18 protein-coding genes and 1 tRNA gene are annotated in these 16,182 nt (G+C 65.6%); 10 read left to right on the top strand and 9 right to left on the bottom strand.

The window, feature by feature from the left end:
* Nucleotides 1-158: 158 nt before the first annotated feature.
* Genes A5791_RS21270 through A5791_RS21250 form a run of 5 tightly spaced genes read right to left on the bottom strand, consistent with a single transcriptional unit; the run spans nucleotide 159 to nucleotide 4,901 of the window.
* On the bottom strand, nucleotides 159-1,148 hold the full coding sequence (locus A5791_RS21270) for an NADPH:quinone oxidoreductase family protein (protein WP_067241045.1): 990 nt from the start codon (nucleotides 1,146-1,148) through the stop codon (nucleotides 159-161).
* A complete protein-coding gene (locus A5791_RS21265; RefSeq protein ID WP_067241041.1) occupies nucleotides 1,148-1,759 on the bottom strand; it encodes a TetR/AcrR family transcriptional regulator in 612 nt (203 codons plus the stop codon). Before A5791_RS21265 ends, A5791_RS21270 begins: the two co-directional genes overlap by 1 nt.
* Nucleotides 1,756-3,063, bottom strand: coding sequence for an acyl-CoA dehydrogenase family protein (locus A5791_RS21260; protein ID WP_067241039.1), 1,308 nt, complete (start codon nucleotides 3,061-3,063; stop codon nucleotides 1,756-1,758). The genes A5791_RS21265 and A5791_RS21260 overlap by 4 nt, the downstream gene beginning before the upstream one ends.
* Before the next feature lie 25 nt (nucleotides 3,064-3,088).
* Entirely contained in the window at nucleotides 3,089-3,853 is a 765-nt protein-coding gene (locus A5791_RS21255) for an SDR family NAD(P)-dependent oxidoreductase (RefSeq protein ID WP_067241036.1), read from the bottom strand.
* Between the two features lies 1 nt (nucleotide 3,854).
* Entirely contained in the window at nucleotides 3,855-4,901 is a 1,047-nt protein-coding gene (locus A5791_RS21250; RefSeq protein WP_067241034.1) for a phosphotransferase family protein, read from the bottom strand.
* An 82-nt stretch (nucleotides 4,902-4,983) separates the two neighbouring features.
* On the opposite strand from A5791_RS21250, the gene A5791_RS21245 reads away from it, so the two are divergent.
* Both A5791_RS21245 and A5791_RS21240 read left to right on the top strand, forming a co-directional pair.
* Nucleotides 4,984-5,592 carry a histidine phosphatase family protein gene (locus tag A5791_RS21245; RefSeq protein WP_067241031.1) on the top strand — a complete coding sequence of 203 codons (609 nt, stop codon included), beginning with the start codon at nucleotides 4,984-4,986 and terminating at the stop codon, nucleotides 5,590-5,592.
* 125 nt (nucleotides 5,593-5,717) lie between these two features.
* Nucleotides 5,718-6,761: a phosphotransferase family protein gene (locus A5791_RS21240; protein ID WP_067241028.1), complete on the top strand. Its 1,044-nt coding sequence runs from the start codon at nucleotides 5,718-5,720 to the stop codon at nucleotides 6,759-6,761.
* Nucleotides 6,762-6,877: 116 nt separating this feature from the next.
* Here A5791_RS21240 and A5791_RS21235 read toward each other — a convergent pair whose 3' ends face one another.
* Complete coding sequence (locus A5791_RS21235) at nucleotides 6,878-7,252, bottom strand: lipopolysaccharide assembly LapA domain-containing protein (RefSeq protein WP_067241067.1); 375 nt, start codon at nucleotides 7,250-7,252, stop codon at nucleotides 6,878-6,880.
* 134 nt (nucleotides 7,253-7,386) lie between these two features.
* On the opposite strand from A5791_RS21235, the gene A5791_RS21230 reads away from it, so the two are divergent.
* From A5791_RS21230 to A5791_RS21210, 5 genes are read left to right on the top strand one after another with little or no spacing between them, the layout of a single operon-like run.
* Nucleotides 7,387-8,343 carry an ABC transporter substrate-binding protein gene (locus A5791_RS21230; RefSeq protein WP_067241025.1) on the top strand — a complete coding sequence of 319 codons (957 nt, stop codon included), beginning with the start codon at nucleotides 7,387-7,389 and terminating at the stop codon, nucleotides 8,341-8,343.
* A gap of 8 nt (nucleotides 8,344-8,351) precedes the next feature.
* Nucleotides 8,352-9,461, top strand: a complete 1,110-nt coding sequence (locus tag A5791_RS21225) for an ABC transporter ATP-binding protein (RefSeq protein ID WP_067241023.1) — start codon at nucleotides 8,352-8,354, stop codon at nucleotides 9,459-9,461.
* 3 nt (nucleotides 9,462-9,464) lie between these two features.
* Nucleotides 9,465-10,148: an ABC transporter permease gene (locus A5791_RS21220; RefSeq protein ID WP_067241020.1), complete on the top strand. Its 684-nt coding sequence runs from the start codon at nucleotides 9,465-9,467 to the stop codon at nucleotides 10,146-10,148.
* On the top strand, nucleotides 10,145-10,891 hold the full coding sequence (locus tag A5791_RS21215) for an ABC transporter permease (RefSeq protein WP_067241018.1): 747 nt from the start codon (nucleotides 10,145-10,147) through the stop codon (nucleotides 10,889-10,891). The genes A5791_RS21220 and A5791_RS21215 overlap by 4 nt, the downstream gene beginning before the upstream one ends.
* A 4-nt stretch (nucleotides 10,892-10,895) precedes the next feature.
* Nucleotides 10,896-11,495, top strand: a complete 600-nt coding sequence (locus A5791_RS21210) for a putative glycolipid-binding domain-containing protein (protein WP_067241016.1) — start codon at nucleotides 10,896-10,898, stop codon at nucleotides 11,493-11,495.
* Here A5791_RS21210 and A5791_RS21205 read toward each other — a convergent pair.
* Nucleotides 11,458-12,402 carry a prephenate dehydrogenase gene (locus A5791_RS21205; protein ID WP_067241013.1) on the bottom strand — a complete coding sequence of 315 codons (945 nt, stop codon included), beginning with the start codon at nucleotides 12,400-12,402 and terminating at the stop codon, nucleotides 11,458-11,460. The two genes, A5791_RS21210 and A5791_RS21205, sit on opposite strands and share 38 nt — an antisense overlap.
* Nucleotides 12,403-12,510: 108 nt before the next feature.
* Here A5791_RS21205 and A5791_RS21200 point away from each other — a divergent pair, with 108 nt between their 5' ends.
* From A5791_RS21200 to A5791_RS21190, 3 genes are all read left to right on the top strand, one after another.
* The gene (locus A5791_RS21200; RefSeq protein WP_067241011.1) at nucleotides 12,511-13,032 is read left to right on the top strand and encodes a tRNA adenosine deaminase-associated protein; all 522 of its coding nucleotides are present in this window, start codon (nucleotides 12,511-12,513) and stop codon (nucleotides 13,030-13,032) included.
* A 16-nt stretch (nucleotides 13,033-13,048) separates the two neighbouring features.
* Nucleotides 13,049-13,504: a nucleoside deaminase gene (locus tag A5791_RS21195; RefSeq protein WP_067241009.1), complete on the top strand. Its 456-nt coding sequence runs from the start codon at nucleotides 13,049-13,051 to the stop codon at nucleotides 13,502-13,504.
* Nucleotides 13,505-13,533: 29 nt separating this feature from the next.
* A tRNA-Ser gene (locus A5791_RS21190) sits at nucleotides 13,534-13,620 on the top strand.
* 226 nt (nucleotides 13,621-13,846) lie between these two features.
* Here the strand turns inward: A5791_RS21190 and A5791_RS21185 are convergent.
* A complete protein-coding gene (locus A5791_RS21185) occupies nucleotides 13,847-14,236 on the bottom strand; it encodes a hypothetical protein (protein WP_067241007.1) in 390 nt (129 codons plus the stop codon).
* A 214-nt stretch (nucleotides 14,237-14,450) separates the two neighbouring features.
* Nucleotides 14,451-16,016, bottom strand: a complete 1,566-nt coding sequence (locus A5791_RS21180) for a GMC family oxidoreductase (protein WP_231995974.1) — start codon at nucleotides 16,014-16,016, stop codon at nucleotides 14,451-14,453.
* Nucleotides 16,017-16,182: the final 166 nt, after the last annotated feature.

Genomic DNA, 16,182 nt, shown 5'->3' with positions numbered 1-16,182 from the left:
CCGCACACCCGCCGAAGAACTCGACCGGCTACTGTCAGACCCGTCCACGTTTGTTGCGGCCACCGCTTGAATCCGCCGCGCCAATCTACGCCCAGGCTTCACGCGCAAAGCCCAGGCTGCACACCCAAAGCCCATGATTCACGCGCAAAGCCCAGGATTCACGCGCAAAGCCCGGACCCAGTCACGTCGATGACCACCTTGCCAAGTGCCTTGCGCTCGGCCACATATCGCAATGCCGCCGGAGTCTCGGCCAAGGAGAATCTCGCGCCGATGTACGGCCGGACCGTCCCGTCGGCGAACATCCCGGACAGCTCGCCCATGTCGCGGACGGCGTCCGCGGGATGATCAGTCATGAAGGTCCGGATCTCCATGCCGCGAATGCAAATACCCTTGAGCAGAACGAGATTGAGCGGTATAGCCGGAATCGATCCGGCGGCGTAGCCCAACGTGACGAATGTTCCGCCACGCGCCAGGCCCCGTAGTGCCGGCTCCGCGTAAGGTCCGCCGACAGGGTCGAGGACCACTCGGGCGGCATCACCGGTGAGTTCGCGGATACGGGTTTTCAAGTCCTCCCGGTCATAGTCGACAGTGGCTTCCGCGCCGCGCTGCGCGCACAACCGCAGCTTGTCCGATCCGGATGCGGCCGCCAGTACCCGCGCTTTGATGGCCACCGCAAGGTCGACGGCGGCCAATCCCACGCCGCCGGCGGCGCCCAGCACTATCACCCAATCACCTTGGGCGACTTGGGCAACCGACCGCAGGGCGTGATACGCCGTGCGGTAGGTGACGCCGAAGGCCGCCGCGGAGGCGAAATCGGCATCGTCGGGTACCAGTGACGTCGCCGCTGCATCAAGCAGCGCCAATTCGGCAAACGCCCCGACGGCGGTGGTCCCGAAGACCCGCTGACCGGGGCTGAACTGCGCACCTTTACCGACGGCCACCACTTCACCGGCGAGTTCGCTGCCCGGCGTGAAGGGCGGCGGAATTCGTATCTGATACTTGCCGGCGATGAACAGCACGTCGGGAAAGTTGACCGCCGCGGCGTGTACTCGCACCAGCAGCTGACCAGGACCCGGAACGGGATCGGGAACATCGGTGATCACCAGATCCTCGGGCGGACCGTAGGCAGTGCAGACGACCGCGCGCACTAACCGACCCCCAGCCCGCTCAAGCAGAACCGCACCAGGTGGGCGATGTCGTCGTCATCGGGGCGGTCCGCCGAACCCACATACCGCCGCATGGTTGCGGCCGTGCAGCTGAACACCGCCTCGACGTCGCGGTGCACATCGGCGCTACCCAGTGCGGTGATCGGCTCGATCAGCAGATCGCGCAGCGGGCGCATCATCTCCTGTTCGGCCGCGCGCCAATTGGTTCCGACCGACATCTGCCCGGCAGCTGCGCGGCTCATGCTGATCAGGTGCGGGTCGGCTACTTGTGCCAGCGTGCCCTCGATCCAGCGCGCGACCTTGTCCTGCGGTCTGGACTCCTTGGCCATCTGATGCTGAAGGTACGACACGACTATTGCCACGCCCCGCTCCATGACGGCCAGGATGAGATCGTCTTTGCCGGCGAAGTATCGGTAGAACGCCTTGTTCGACGATCCCGCTTCGGCGACGATATCGCTGACGCGTGGCGGCTCGGGCGCGACACGTTCCATCACCCGCACGGCTGCGGCAAGTATGCGCTCCACCTCTTCGGTGGCTTCCCGCTGCCGGTCGTCGAGTGCTCGCTCGACGGCCGCGGTGACCCGAGTGCTCACCGCGAATCAGCAAGCGACGGAACGAGGTCCCCATACTTGGCCAAGGCGGCCTCGCGACGGATGTTCCGTAATTCGCTGGGCCACTCCGGATCCTCGGCCTCGTAGTTCTTGAGCAGCAGCTTGGCCAGGTTGACCTTGTGTGCTTCGGTAGGTCCGTCGGCCAGCCCTAACGCCACTCCACCGAGCAACACGTTGACCAACGGCAACTGGTCGGTTGTACCCAATGCGCCGTGCACCTGGATCGCCCGTAGCCCAATGGATTTGAGCACCTGCGAAGCCAGGATCTTGCAGGCACCGATCTCGGCGCGAGCAGCGTGCTCGCCGGCGGTGTCGATCAGCCACGCGGCGTGCAGCACCGCCAGCCGGAACGGCATCAGCTCGGTGTAGGAGTCGGCGATGAACTGCTGCACCAATTGCTTGTCCGCCAGCGAACTCCCTTGGGTGAAGCGGCTTTTCGCTCGCCGAGACATCATCTCCACCGCCCGCTGAGCTACCCCGATCGACCGCATCGCATGGTGCAGGCGCCCGCCGGCCAACCGTGCCTGCAGTATCAGGAAGCCCTGGCCGGGTTCACCGAGCAGAGCGTCGGACGGCACCCGCACTTCGTCGTAGCGCACCAGGGAGTGTCCTGGCTCATTTGGTGACGCGCCGACGAGGTGGTAGTTGGCCTCGATGGTGAGGCCTTCGGTTCCGGCGGGAACGAGGAACGTCGACGCGCCGCGATGGACTGCCACATCAGGATCGGTGATCGCGACGACGATGAAGAACGATGCCACAGCGGCGTTGGAGGAGAAGAACTTCCGCCCGGTGATCACCCAGTCTCCATTTCCGGAACCCTCGCGAACCGCACGCGTGGTGAAGACCCGCGGGTCGGCGCCACCTTGCGGTTCCGTCATGGAGAAACACGAGAAGATCTCACCGGACAACAGCCCCTCGAGATAGCGGTCCTTCTGCTCCTGGGTGCCGAAGCGCGCGATGATCTCGGCGTTGCCGGTATCGGGTGCCTGGGTCCCGAATACGATTGGCGCCCAGGGGCTGCGGCCGAGAATCTCGTTGATCAACGTCAGCTTCACCGCGCCGAAGCCCTGCCCGCCGAGCTCTGGCCCCAAATGCGGTGCCCACAAGCCCTGTTCGCGGACCTGCTGTTTGAGTGGGTCGACTATCCGGCGCCGCTCGTCGGTCAGGGGCAGGAACTCGCATCCCGGGAACAGTACCTCGAGCGGTTCCACCTCTTCGCGGACGAACTCGCGAATCCAATCCAGCTTCTTCTCGAACTCGGGTTCGGTAGAAAAGTCCCAAGACATCCGAATACTCCTGTCTCTTCGAAACTCAGGGGATGCCGCCGTCGGCGCGCAGGATCGAACCGGTCGTGAAACTGGACGCATCGGACGCCAGAAACAGTGCTGCTCCGACGATTTCGGATGGCTTACCCGCCCGCTTCAGCGACAGGTGCCTGAACATGTCAGATTCCCGATCGCCGAGATTCCAGGCCTTGCTGACGTCGGTCAAGAACGGTCCCGCCATCAGTGTGTTGACCCGTACCGTCGGTCCGAAGGCCCGCGCGAACCCCTCGGTCATGGCGTTGAGTCCGGCTTTGGCCGCGGCGTAGGGGACGATGTCCGGGCTCGGCCGCAGTGATCCCGCCGAACTCACGTTGATGATCGAACCGCGGCCAGCGGCCACCATCCGCTCGCCGACCAACGCCGACAGCCGGAACGGGCCTTTGAGGTTGAGGTTGAACACGGAGTCGTAGAGCTTCTCCGTAACGGCGCTCAGCTTGTCGTAAAGCGGTGACATGCCGGCGTTGTTGATCAACGTGTCGATCTTGCCGAACCGGTCGTATGTCGCCTCGACCAATCCGTCGAGTTGATCCCAGCGGCCCACGTGGACCTGATACGGCATTGCGGAGCGCCCGGTCTCGGCCTCGATCTCCTTGGCCGTTGCCACGCAGTTGTCCATGTTGCGGCTGGCGATCACCACGTCGGCGCCGCAGTGCGCAACACCGAACGCCATTTCGCGGCCCAGACCGCGGCTTCCGCCAGTGATCAGCACCACCTGGTCGGTAAGGTCGAAAAGCTGGTCCGCGTAACCCATTTCACCGTGCCTTGGTCGGTAGGGAGCGGGCGAGTTCGGCCGCTGTGGCGATGAGCTGAGGAATCATCGCCCCGAACGTCTCGGTGATCTTGGGGTCGACTTTCCCGGTGCGCACTCCGGCGGCATAAGTCTTCTCCAGCACGATGCCCAGCTTCCAGTTGGCCAACACCAGGTAGTAGTCGATGTTCTCGGTGGACAACCCACTGACCTTCTCATAATGCTCGAGCAATTCGCTGCGGGTCGGCATGCCCCGCATGTCCAGATAGAACCCGTCGGCTCGCGGTTCCTCTCCGTCGTAGCCAAGCAGTGCCCAGGCGAGATCCAGCAGCGGATCGCCGACGGTGGTCATCTCCCAGTCCACGATCGCGGCCAGCCTGGCCGGCTGTTCGTGCGCGAACATCACGTTGGCGAACTGGTAGTCGCCGTGCATGATCCCCGAGGTGTAGTGCTCGGGTCGATTGCGCCGCAACCAGTCCGCGGCCACGTCCAGGCCGGGAAGCTCGCGCACCCGATAAGCGTCCAGGAACGTCAGCCAGCGGTCGACCTGTCGGTCGTGGAAGCCGTCGGGGCGGCCGAAGCCGTCGAGACCCTGGGCACGCCAGTCCACCCGGCCGAGTTTGGCGGCGCCTTCGACGAGCTGGAACGCCAGCCCGCGCCGCGCGTGCAGGTCGGTGTCGAACGGTGCCTGCCACCCGCCGTCCATCGGGCTCCAGCCGTCGATCGCGCGCATCACGTAAAACGGCGTGCCCAGCACCCCGCCGGTGTCGTCGGCGGCGATCAGCTCCGCATGCGGCACATCGGTTCCCGACAGCGCTCGCACCAGCCGGATCTCGCGCAGCAGTCCGTCGATGCGAGCGGCATCGGCGCGGGGGCCGGGCATCCGCAGCACCATGCGCTCGGTACCGCGCCTGATCAGATAGAGCGTGTTCTGCGACCCGCCGCTCAGCCGATCCAGCGCCGGCTTTTCGCCGTGACCGGGTGCGTCATTCGCGTCGAGCCAACGACCGAGTACTTCCGCATTTGGTTGAGCCTCGTTTGCAGTCGTCATCCGCGCACCCCAATCTCTTGAGGGAGAATAGCATTCTCCGGCGGCTTCGTACGGCCGGAAATTCGCATGCGAGGCTTGGGCCATGCAACTGCTTTTGGTCCGGCATGCGTTGCCGCTGCGCAGCGAACACGGCGAGGGCTCCGACCCGGACCTGTCAGAGGAAGGGTTCGCGCAGGTCGCGCGGCTACCCAAGGCGCTCGAAAGATTCCCGATCTCGCGGGTGGTGAGCAGCCCGCAGCGCCGGGCCATCCAGACCGCAGAACCGGTGGCGGCGGCATGCGAACTCCCCGTCGACATCGACGACCGGTTCGCCGAATACGACCGTGATCTTCCGCTGTACATCCCCGTCGAGCAGATCCGTCGGGAAAACCCCGACGAATGGGCACGCATGGCCGAGGGTCGCCTGCCCAGCGCGGTCGACGAAGACGCATTCCGGACACGCGTCCGTGCGGCGGTCGACGACGTCGTCGCCAAAGCCGATCCCGACGACACCGTCGCGGTGTTCAGCCACGGCGGGGTGATCAACGTCTTGTTGCACGAGATCCTGGGCACGGCTCGGCTGTTGTCGTTTCCCATCGACTACGCGTCGGTGACGCGACTGTTGTTCTCCCGGACCGGCCAGGCCACGGTGTCGACGGTCAACTCCACCGAACACGTATGGGACCTGCTCCCGCGAAATCAGCGTTGGTGAGGCGCGCTTGGCCATCGAGACTGCACCCAGGGCGGGCGCAACGCGCGAAACGCCGCCGCCAACGCAGAGTCGACGCCACCCGCGCAGTGTCGATGGCATGCGGAGAGCGGTGGTAAACAAGTCAGGTGACTTCGGCTGACCGACTCGACGGGCTCGACCTGGCCGCACTGGACCGATATCTGCGTTCGCTCGGCATCGGGCGCGACGGCGAATTGCGTGGGGAATTCATCTCCGGGGGGCGTTCCAACCTGACGTTCCGCGTTTACGACGACAAGACGAACTGGCTCGTACGGCGTCCACCGCTGCACGGTCTGACACCTTCCGCACACGACATGGCCCGCGAGTACAAGGTGGTTGCCGCACTGCAGGACACGCCTGTTCCGGTAGCTCGCACGGTCGCCCTGTGCGAGGACGACTCGGTGCTGGGTGCGCCGTTTCAAATCGTCGAATTCGTTGCCGGACAGGTGGTCCGGCGGCGTGCCCAGCTCGAAGCGCTTGGCCGCAGGACCATCGACGGCTGCGTCGACTCGCTGATACGGGTGCTAGCCGACCTGCACAGCGTCGACCCGAACGCGGTCGGGCTCGGCGACTTCGGCAGACCCAGCGGCTACCTGGAGCGCCAAGTCCGCCGCTGGGGCTCGCAATGGGAGCTGGTACGCGTGCCCGACGACTACCGCGACCCCGACGTGCAGCGACTGCATTCCGGTCTGCAGCAATCGATTCCGCAGCAGAGTCGCACGTCGATCGTGCACGGCGACTACCGGATCGACAACACGATCCTGGATGCCGACGACCCGACGCGCGTACGCGCGGTCGTCGACTGGGAGCTTTCGACGCTGGGTGATCCGCTCAGTGACGCCGCCCTGATGTGCGTCTACCGCGATCCGGCGTTGGATCTGATCGTCAACACGCAGGCCGCGTGGACATCGCCCTTGCTGCCCACCGCCGACGAGCTCGCCGACCGCTACTCGCTGGTGTCCGGGCTGTCCCTGGGCCATTGGGAGTTCTACATGGCGTTGGCCTACTTCAAGCTGGCCATCATCGCGGCGGGTATCGATTTCCGCAGGCGTATGTCGGAAAAGGCGCAGGGGAAAGACGACGCATCCGACGGGCCGGAAGTCGTGGCGCCGCTGATCTCCCGTGGGCTCGCCGAACTCGCCAAGCTCTAGCTGCTGTTGGGGTCGAGTCTGCGGCGACGGCATCGATCCTGCGCCCAGGGTCTGTCTCGTCGCGATCCGCGCGCCCTCACCGCATGCTCGGTGCAAGCCAGGGCTCGACGAGCCGCTTAGTCTTCCGGAGCCACGGCGTGCTTCTTTGCCGCTCGGCGCAGCTGCAGGATCCGCGCCGTGCCGACCGCGAACGTAAGCAGCCCACCACCTACTGCCGCGAGCAGAATGGCCACCCCTTTCGGAAGGCTCCACTTCCAGCCGAAGAAGAAGAACGTCGCGGATTCGATGTTCTGAGTGACGAAGACCAGCAGCAGGATCAACACCAGGAAACCCGTGATCAGCGCCGCCCATAGGGCGCCGGCGCGGGTTAGTCCGACGGCCGGATCCACGACCTTGGTAGAGGTGCGGGGCGCCGGCGTGGGCGGGGGCGGCGAGGTCGGTGCGGGCTTACCGGCGGGTTCATCGGGCAAGGCAGAGGGAGTGCTGCTCATGTAGCCATCTTTGCCCCATTCGCCACGGAATGAAACGGCACCACGCAGCCAATCGCGGCGGGTCACCACCATCAGTCACGTGGCGCGGCGGCCGCAGCGGCCTTTTCCCGCCCTGTGCCGTTAGTGTCTGCAGCATGATCATGCTGCGGCGCGCGCTGGGCGCGAGGATTCCCGCGGCGGTGTGGTCGGCAGTGTTCCTGGCGGTGTGTCTGGTGGCGGCATGCAGCAATTCCGATCCGCTGGGCCCTGAAACCCGCAGCATGAAATCCATCGTGGTCGGATCCGCTGACTTCCCCGAATCTGAGATCGTTGCCGAAATCTATGCACAGGCGTTGCAGGCCAACGGCTTCGACATCGGACGACGGATGGGAATCGGCAGCCGCGAAACCTATATCCCGGCGCTCAAAGACCACTCCATCGACCTGGTGCCGGAGTACATCGGGAACTTGCTGCTCTACTTTGCGCCCAATGCCACCGCGACCATGCTGGACGCCGTCGAACTGGAGCTCTACAAACGGCTGCCCGGAGATTTGTCGATCCTGACGCCGTCGCCGGCCTCGGACACCGATACGGTCACCGTCACCGACGGCACCGCCGCGATGTGGAACCTGCGAACAATCGCAGACTTGGCCGCACATTCGGCGGAGGTGAAGTTCGCCGCGCCGTCGGCGTTTCAAACCCGGCCGGCCGGGTTGCCCGGGCTGCGGCAGAAGTACGGCCTCGACATCGCCCCCGGCAACTTCGTCGCTGTCAACGACGGTGGAGGTGCGGTGACGGTGCGAGCCTTGGTGGACGGCAGGGTCACCGCGGCAAACATCTTCAGCACGTCGCCGGCGATCCCGCAAAACCACCTGGTTGCACTTGAGGACCCAGAGCACAATTTCCTGGCCGGAAACATTGTGCCGCTGGTGAATTCGCAGAAGAAATCGGACCGTCTGAAAGACGTGCTGGATGCCGTGTCGGCCAAGCTGACCACCGCTCGGCTGGCCGGACTCAACGCCTCGGTTTCGGGCAACGGTGGCATCGATCCCGATCAAGCGGCGCGAAACTGGGTGCGCGACAACGGCTTCGATCACCCGATCAAGAAATAGGCGGCCAGGTGATCACTTTCGACCGCGTCAGCAAGGTATTTCCCGACGGGACCACCGCGGTCGACCGGCTGAGCCTCGAAGTCCCCGACGGCAAGTTGACGGTCTTCGTCGGCTCCTCCGGCAGCGGTAAAACCACCGCGCTGCGGATGATCAACCGGATGGTCGAGCCCACCTCGGGAACCATCACGGTGAATGGGTCGGACGTGGCGGGCGTCGACCCGGTGAAGCTGCGGCTGGGGATCGGCTACGTCATCCAGCACGCGGGGCTGATGCCGCATCAACGGGTCATCGACAACGTGGCGACGGTGCCGGTGCTGAAGGGTCAGTCCCGCAAGGCCGCCCGCAAAGCGGCCTATGAGGTGCTCGAACGGGTGGGGCTGGACCCCAATCTGGCCACCCGGTATCCCGCACAGCTGTCCGGCGGCGAGCAACAACGGATCGGGGTGGCGCGCGCCTTGGCCGCAGATCCACCGATCCTGTTGATGGACGAGCCGTTCTCGGCCGTCGACCCGGTGGTGCGTCACGAGCTGCAAAACGAAATATTGCGCCTGCAAAGCGAATTGCGCAAAACCATCGTCTTCGTGACGCACGACATCGACGAGGCGCTCAAGCTCGCCGACAAAGTCGCGGTGTTCGGGCGGGGCGGAGTGCTGCAGCAGTACGACGAACCGGCGCGGCTGTTGTCGGAGCCGGCCAACGACTTCGTGTCGCGGTTCATCGGTCTAGGCCGCGGCTACCGGTGGCTGCAGCTGATGAATGCCGACGGCCTGCCGTTGCACGATATCGAGCGAATCCCTGCGCACGGCCTTGCGGACGTGGGCACAGAGCCGGCGCAAGGTTGGTCGCTGGTGGTCGACGACGAGAACACGCCATTGGGCTGGATCGATGCCGACGGTCTGCGCCGGCATCGCGCCGGAGTGCCGTTGTCGGACAGCCTGAGCGCCGTCGGTTCGGTGTTCCACCTGGGCGGAAATCTCAGCCAGGCGCTGGATGCGGCACTGTCATCGCCGTCTTCGGTGGGGGTGGTCGTTGACGAGGCCGGCAAGGCGGTCGGCGGAGTCGTGGCCACTGACGTGCTCGCGGCCGCCGAAGCCCGGCGCAAGCCCGAAAGGGCCTGAGGCATGCACTATCTGCTCACCCATCTGCACGACGCCTGGGCGCTGACCGTGGTCCACCTGCGCCTGGCGTTGGTGCCGGTGCTCATCGGGCTTGCCATCGCGGTGCCGTTGGGCATGTTGGTGCAGCGGGCGCCGATTCCGCGACGGCTGACGACGGCAACTGCGAGCGTGGTTTTCACCATCCCGTCGCTGGCGCTGTTCGTGGCCCTGCCGATGATCATCGGCACCCGCATCCTCGACGAAGCCAATGTCATGGTCGCGCTGACGGCCTACACCACCGCGCTGCTGGTGCGGGCGGTGCTCGAGGCACTGGACGCGGTACCGGCGCAGGTGCGTGACGCCGCGAAAGCGGTCGGCTACCCCACGATCACCAGGATGGTGAAAGTCGAACTGCCGCTTTCGATTCCGGTGCTGGTCGCGGGTCTGCGGGTGGTTGTCGTGACCAATATCGCGATGGTCTCGGTGGGTTCGGTGATCGGCATCGGCGGTCTGGGCACTTGGTTCACCGAGGGTTACCAGGCCAACAAGAGCGATCAGATCGTTGCCGGCATCATCGCGCTGTTCGCGCTGGCGATCGTCATCGACGTGCTGATCGACCTGATCGGGCGGCTGGCAACCCCATGGGAACGCGCCGCGCGCGAGCACCGTCGTTCGGTGTCAGCCCCGATAGTGGGCGGTGCGCGATGAACTTCGTACAGCGGGCGGTGTCCTACATCTTGACCGTCGACAACTGGACCGGTCCGGTCGGCCTGGCGGCCCGCATCGCCGAGCATCTGGAATACACCGCGCTGGCGGTGGCGGCGTCAGCGGTGATCGCCGTGCCGATCGGGCTGATCATCGGGCACACCGGCCGTGGCACGGTGCTGGTGGTCGGCGCCGTGAACGGGTTGCGCGCATTGCCGACGCTGGGAGTGCTGTTGCTCGGCGTGCTGTTGTTCGGGCTGGGCCTGGGGCCGCCGCTGTTTGCCCTGATGCTGCTGGGTGTTCCGGCCCTGCTGGCGGGCACCTACGCGGGCATCGCCAACGTCGACCCGACGGTGGTCGACGCCGCCCGCGCCATGGGCATGACGGAAACCCAGGTACTGCTGCGTGTGGAGGTGCCCAACGCGTTGCCGCTGATCCTGGGCGGGTTGCGCAGCGCGACGCTGCAGGTGGTCGCCACCGCGACGGTGGCCGCCTATGCCAGCCTCGGCGGGCTTGGCGGCTACCTGATCGACGGGATCAAGGTGCGCCAGTTTCACCTCGCCCTGGTCGGCGCGCTGATGGTGGCGGCGTTGGCGCTGATCCTCGACGGGCTGCTGGCTTTGGCCGTGTGGGCGTCCGTGCCCGGCACCGGTCGGTTGCGTAAACCCATCGGCCGTCGGCGCCCCTGGACGGCGAGTGCAGTTCAGAACAGCTCTGCCGCGGTCGGCGGACACGCTCTACGGTAGATGAGTGAACGCAGCCTCTTCTGATTCGACTCCGCGCGTCTGGCCGGCGATGTTGACCTGGCGTGCACAAGACGTCTCGCGCATGGAATCGGTGCGAGTCCAATTGTCTGGCAAGCGAATCCGGGCGAATGGCCGCATCGTGGCCGCGGCTACCGCGGTCAACCCGGCGTTCGGCGCATATTACGAACTGCAGACCGATGAAAGCGGTGCCACCAAACGGTTCGGGCTCACCGTCACATTGGCCGAGCGGGAACGCCAGCTGGCAATCGCGCGCGACGAGGAAAACATGTGGTTGATCACCGACCACCAGGGGGAACGGCGAGCCGGATACAACGGCGCACTTGACGTCGACGTTGTCTTCAGCCCGTTCTTCAACGCGCTGCCGATCCGGCGTCTGGGTTTACACGAACGCTCGGACACGATCGTGCTGCCGATCGTCTACGTGAATGTGCCGGACATGTCCGTCACGGCGGCGACCGTGAGCTACACCAGCCAGGGGCGGCTGAACGGGATCAAGCTGCGGTCACCGGTGGCCGACACCACGGTGACCGTCGATGCTGACGGGTTCATTGAGGACTATCCAGGATTGGCAGAGCGGATCTAATCACCCCGCCCGCCCGTCCGGCGGCGGCGAGTTCCTCGCGCCAGTTCTCCGTGCCGATGATGGTGGTGATGATGTCGAAGCGCGGGAAGCTGTCGTAGCGCGTTCGTGCGGCGTGGCCGGCTTCGATGAGTTCCTGAACCGAGTTGTGGGTGGCCAGCGAGTCGCGGGCGCGGCTGAGTAGGTCGATGACGCGGTCGGCCGACGGCACCAGCTGGCTGGAGTTCCCTTCGCACATCGCACGCACCAGGTCCGGAGCGGTGCCCGCCACTCGGGTGGCGTCCCGGAAGGAACCTGCGGCCAGCGCGAACGCGAGCGGAACCTCGGCGGCGGTGATGGCCAGCGCCTCGGCGAGCAGGTGCGGCAGATGCGAGATGGCGGCCGCCGCTGCGTCGTGCTCGTCGGATCTGGCCGGCACCACCACCGCCAAGCAGTCCAGGGCCAACGTCATCACCATCGACCACACCGCGGGGTCGACGTGGTCGTCCACGCTGACCACCCACGGAGCCCTGGTGAACAGCCCGGCGTGGCCGGCGGCCCACCCCGAGTGCGCGGTCCCCGTCATCGGGTGACCGCCGACGAACCGGGGCTGCAGACCGGCCGCCGCGACCTCGTCGAGCACGGCGCTCTTGACGCTGGTGACGTCGGTCAGCGGGCAGTTCGCGGCCAAATCGCGGATGTGGGTGAGCATGCTCGGCAACGCCGGCATCGGGACGGCCAGCACAATCAGCGCCTCGGCGTCGGCCGCGCGGCGCAGCGTTTCGCCGAGTTCGGTGGTGGCGTCGAAACCTTCGGATCGGGCTCCTTGCGCGCCCTCCACCGACCGGTTGTAGCCGAACACCTCGCGACCGGCAGCCGTGGCCGCACGCATTATCGAACCGCCGATCAGCCCCAGCCCGAGCACGCACACCGGCCTTTGCACCACAGATCAAGGTTGGCACAGCTCGACGGTCGTGCTGACGTGAGGTCGGGCTGCTCATCTGGTCACAGGCCAGGTCAGCGACTAGCGTAGGCGCCCATGGAAGCACAACGGGCCCAGGCACCAGGCCCGTCGGCAGACACGCCGGACGGCTTCGGCGTCGCGGTCGTGCGCGAAGAAGGCCAATGGCGCTGTTCGGCAATGGCGCCCAAGTCGCTGACGAGCCTGTCGGCCGCCGAGACAGAGTTGCGTGAGCTGCGCAGCGCGGGCGCCGTCTTCGGGCTGCTCGACGTCGACGACGAATTCTTTGTGATCGTGCGCCCGGCGCCATCCGGAACGCGGCTACTGTTGTCCGACGCCACTGCCGCGCTGGACTACGACATCGCCGCGGAAGTCCTGGACAATCTCGACGCCGACATCGACCCCGAGGATCTCGAGGACGCCGAGCCGTTCGAGGAGGGTGACCTCGGTTTGCTGTCCGACATCGGGCTGCCCGAGGCGGTGCTGGGCGTCATCCTCGACGAGACCGATCTGTACGCCGACGAGCAACTGGGCCGCATCGCCCGGGAGATGGGCTTCGCCGACCAGCTGTCGGCGGTGATCGACCGCCTCGGCCGGTGATCGACCGCCTCGGCCGGTGACTGACGAAGATCTGATTCGCGCCGCTTTGGCGGTTGCCGCGACGGCCGGCCCGCGCGACGTTCCTATCGGTGCGGTGATCGTCGGCCCTGACGGCACCGAACTCGCCCGGGCGGTGAATGCCCGTGAGGCCCTTGGGGATCCGACCGCACACGCCGAGATCCTCGCGCTGCGGGCGGCGGCCGCCGTACTGGGCGGCGGGTGGCGGCTACCGGGGACGACGCTCGCGGTAACTGTTGAACCGTGCACGATGTGCGCGGGCGCACTGGTGCTGGCGCGCGTCGAGCGGCTGGTGTTCGGCGCCTGGGAGCCCAAGACCGGAGCTGTCGGATCGCTATGGGACGTGGTCCGCGACCGGCGGCTCAACCATCGCCCGGCCGTGCGTGGCGGCGTGTTGGCGGAGGAGTGTGCGGCACCGCTGGAGGCCTTCTTCGCCCGCCAGCGATTGGGGTGACCGCCCCTTGGTTCGGTAAGCTGCTCGACGGTGGCGTGTCCGAGCGGCCTAAGGAGCACGCCTCGAAAGCGTGTGACGGCTAACACCGTCCGAGGGTTCAAATCCCTCCGCCACCGCCCTGCAATTGCGTATACACGCAGCTAAATCGGATTATTAACCTCCTGCGCCCAAGCCTTTACAGCACGAACACACTCACGACCGCATCATTGACACCGATAATGCAACCGGTATTAGCCGTGTTTCCACCGCACTTGACGGACTCGGAAACCCGCCGACGCCGGAAATCCCCTCGATCCGATTCGGCGTTGATAGAAAGACAAGCGATGGCGCCGCTGATGCGACTTATCTGGCGTTGGTCTCTAACCGCTGGCACTCGGCAATCGCCATGTCGAAGGCAGCCAGCACATGTGCCTTGGGGTTTCGTCCTGCCCGGCTGTCATTCCATGTACTGATCGCGTGGCGGATCGCCGTTGCGTCTGATCCGTCGAGGACCGAACCGTGCATAGCCTCTGCGAGAAGCCGCTGCGCCAAACGCAATTCATCGTCGGGCGTCATCTCCGCCGTAGATGTGGCACGGCCGAAGAACGCCTTGTTGAGAGCGCCCCTGGCGCAGTATCTGAACTGTCCGTCAGTCCCTAGACTTACATGGCCGCCGGCAATCCAGCCTTGGGCAACCAAATTGCGGGCAACTTGCAATTTCTGACTGACCTGACTTACCTGACTGACGTTCATTTCATCCCCTTCACGGTTGAGCCAGTCGCGGGGCGAAGCCGAGCTCGATTCGTCGGGTAGCGCTTAGTGGTGCCTTTCAAGATGCTCACACAAAATGGCGCATTCACTTGTGCGCCACGCCGCGACGGCGGCTATCAGCAATTACGCCACCTTTCGCGGTTGGCGCTGCGTATACGGCGCAGAAGTGCGAGTGAGTCGCACCCTCAGCGCAAGGTCAATGCCCGATGGTGCTCTCGGAGTGGCTGACGGCGTTATCCACCCCGAGCCGCAAGAGGAAATCCGCACACCGTTCGCCCAGCATGATCGAGGGAGCATTCGTGTTCGCGCGGGGGATCGCGGGTAGCGCCGACGCGTCGGCCACCCGAAGGTTGTCCACCCCGCGAACCCGTAGCTTCTCGTCAAGTGGACTATCTGCGTCACTGCCCATCGCAACGCTGCACGCCGGATGGCTGGTGGTTTGCGCAGTGCTCCTGATGCAGGCCTCGACATTCTCGCCGTGGCCGGGAAGAAGCTCACGCTCAACGGCTGCTGCGATCGGCTCGGTGGCGATGATGTCGCGAGTGCGCTGGACCGCGCGGACTAATGCGTCGAGGTCATCGCGCTCGCGGAGCAAGTTCATCCGAATCGCCGGTGGTACAGCGGGATCCGATGAACGAATCAACACGCTTCCGCGGCGCTTCGGTGTCCAATATGAGTGCCCGACCGACAGCGCAGGGGCAAATCTCCCCCCACGGGGTTTGGCCCTGGCGTCGGCAGGCGTGAAGATCAGCTGAACATCGCACGCCGGGGCTTCGATTGTGGACCGGATATGGGCCAGTGCCTCCCCGCCATTACTGGCGAGCCTGCCACCGCGACGTAACAGCCACTGCAGCAACCACTTTGGGTTTGCGACGTCCGCAAGACCGACATAGCCGGGTGCGAGGGACCATACGGCCCAGAACAGCGGGTGATCGGTCAAGCCCTGACCGACGCGGGAGCTGTCGACCAGCGGGGTGGCCCCGACCCGTCGCAGATGATCCGCCGGACCGACGCCCGACAGCTGCAGCAGCTGTGGCGTGCCGAATGCGCCGGCGCTCAGGACGACCTCCTGATTGGCATAAGCCTGGTGCACTCGTCCCCGACGGCGGTAGTCGATTCCGACGGCACGACCGTTGCGGATGATCACGCGGCCCACTAAGGCTTTGGTGACGACGGTCAGATTCTTTTGGTGCCGAAGGTAGCCGCGCGCCGCGCTCCAGCGCTGACCCCGGTGGATATTGACCGGCGTGATCGCCGCACCGTCGAGTTCGGGTCCGCTGACGTCGTCGTTCGCGGCGACGCCCGACGCCCGCGCCGAGGCGACGAAGCGGTGAGACAGCTCGTCGGGGTACGGCGAGCGGGTGATGCGCATCGGACCGTGCTCGATCCGAGCGAACACCGGCGCTACGTCATTCCAGCCCCAGCCCGCCAGCTGCCAGCCGTCGTAGTCCAGATTGCTGCCCTTGACCCAGAACATGGCGTTCATCGCACTGCAGCCGCCGAGCACACGGCCGCGCGGTTGCGCGATCCGCCGATCGGCGCAGCCGGGCTCCGGTTCCGTCTCGTACGCCCAGTCCAACGACGTCCCGTATTGCATGGAGGCGATCAGCGGCACTCGTATCGTGAATCTTCGATCGGAGCCACCGGCCTCGATCAGCAGCACACGTGCCGACGACTCGGTCGCCAATCGCCCGGCTACCGCGCAACCCGCCGAGCCGGCGCCGACCACGATGAAGTCGTATCCCGCCATGGTTTTTGTCATGCGTCGACTATCCGGCGGTGTCGCCGGGCGAACATCGGTCAATGCGCCTAAATCGGCGGTGGCCGGATGCTTATGTACGCATGCCCAGGCTGAATCCTTTGGCGATTTAGCTGATGTTTCGGCGATGGACGCCGTCGCATGCTGGCTAGCATGAACGAAACTAGCT

This window comes from Mycobacterium sp. 852002-51163_SCH5372311 (genome assembly GCF_001667115.1).
In the GTDB taxonomy this organism is placed as follows: Bacteria; Actinomycetota; Actinomycetes; order Mycobacteriales; family Mycobacteriaceae; genus Mycobacterium.
Note: the sequence above shows the minus strand (reverse complement) of the source record. Positions and strands in the feature narration are given on the sequence as shown.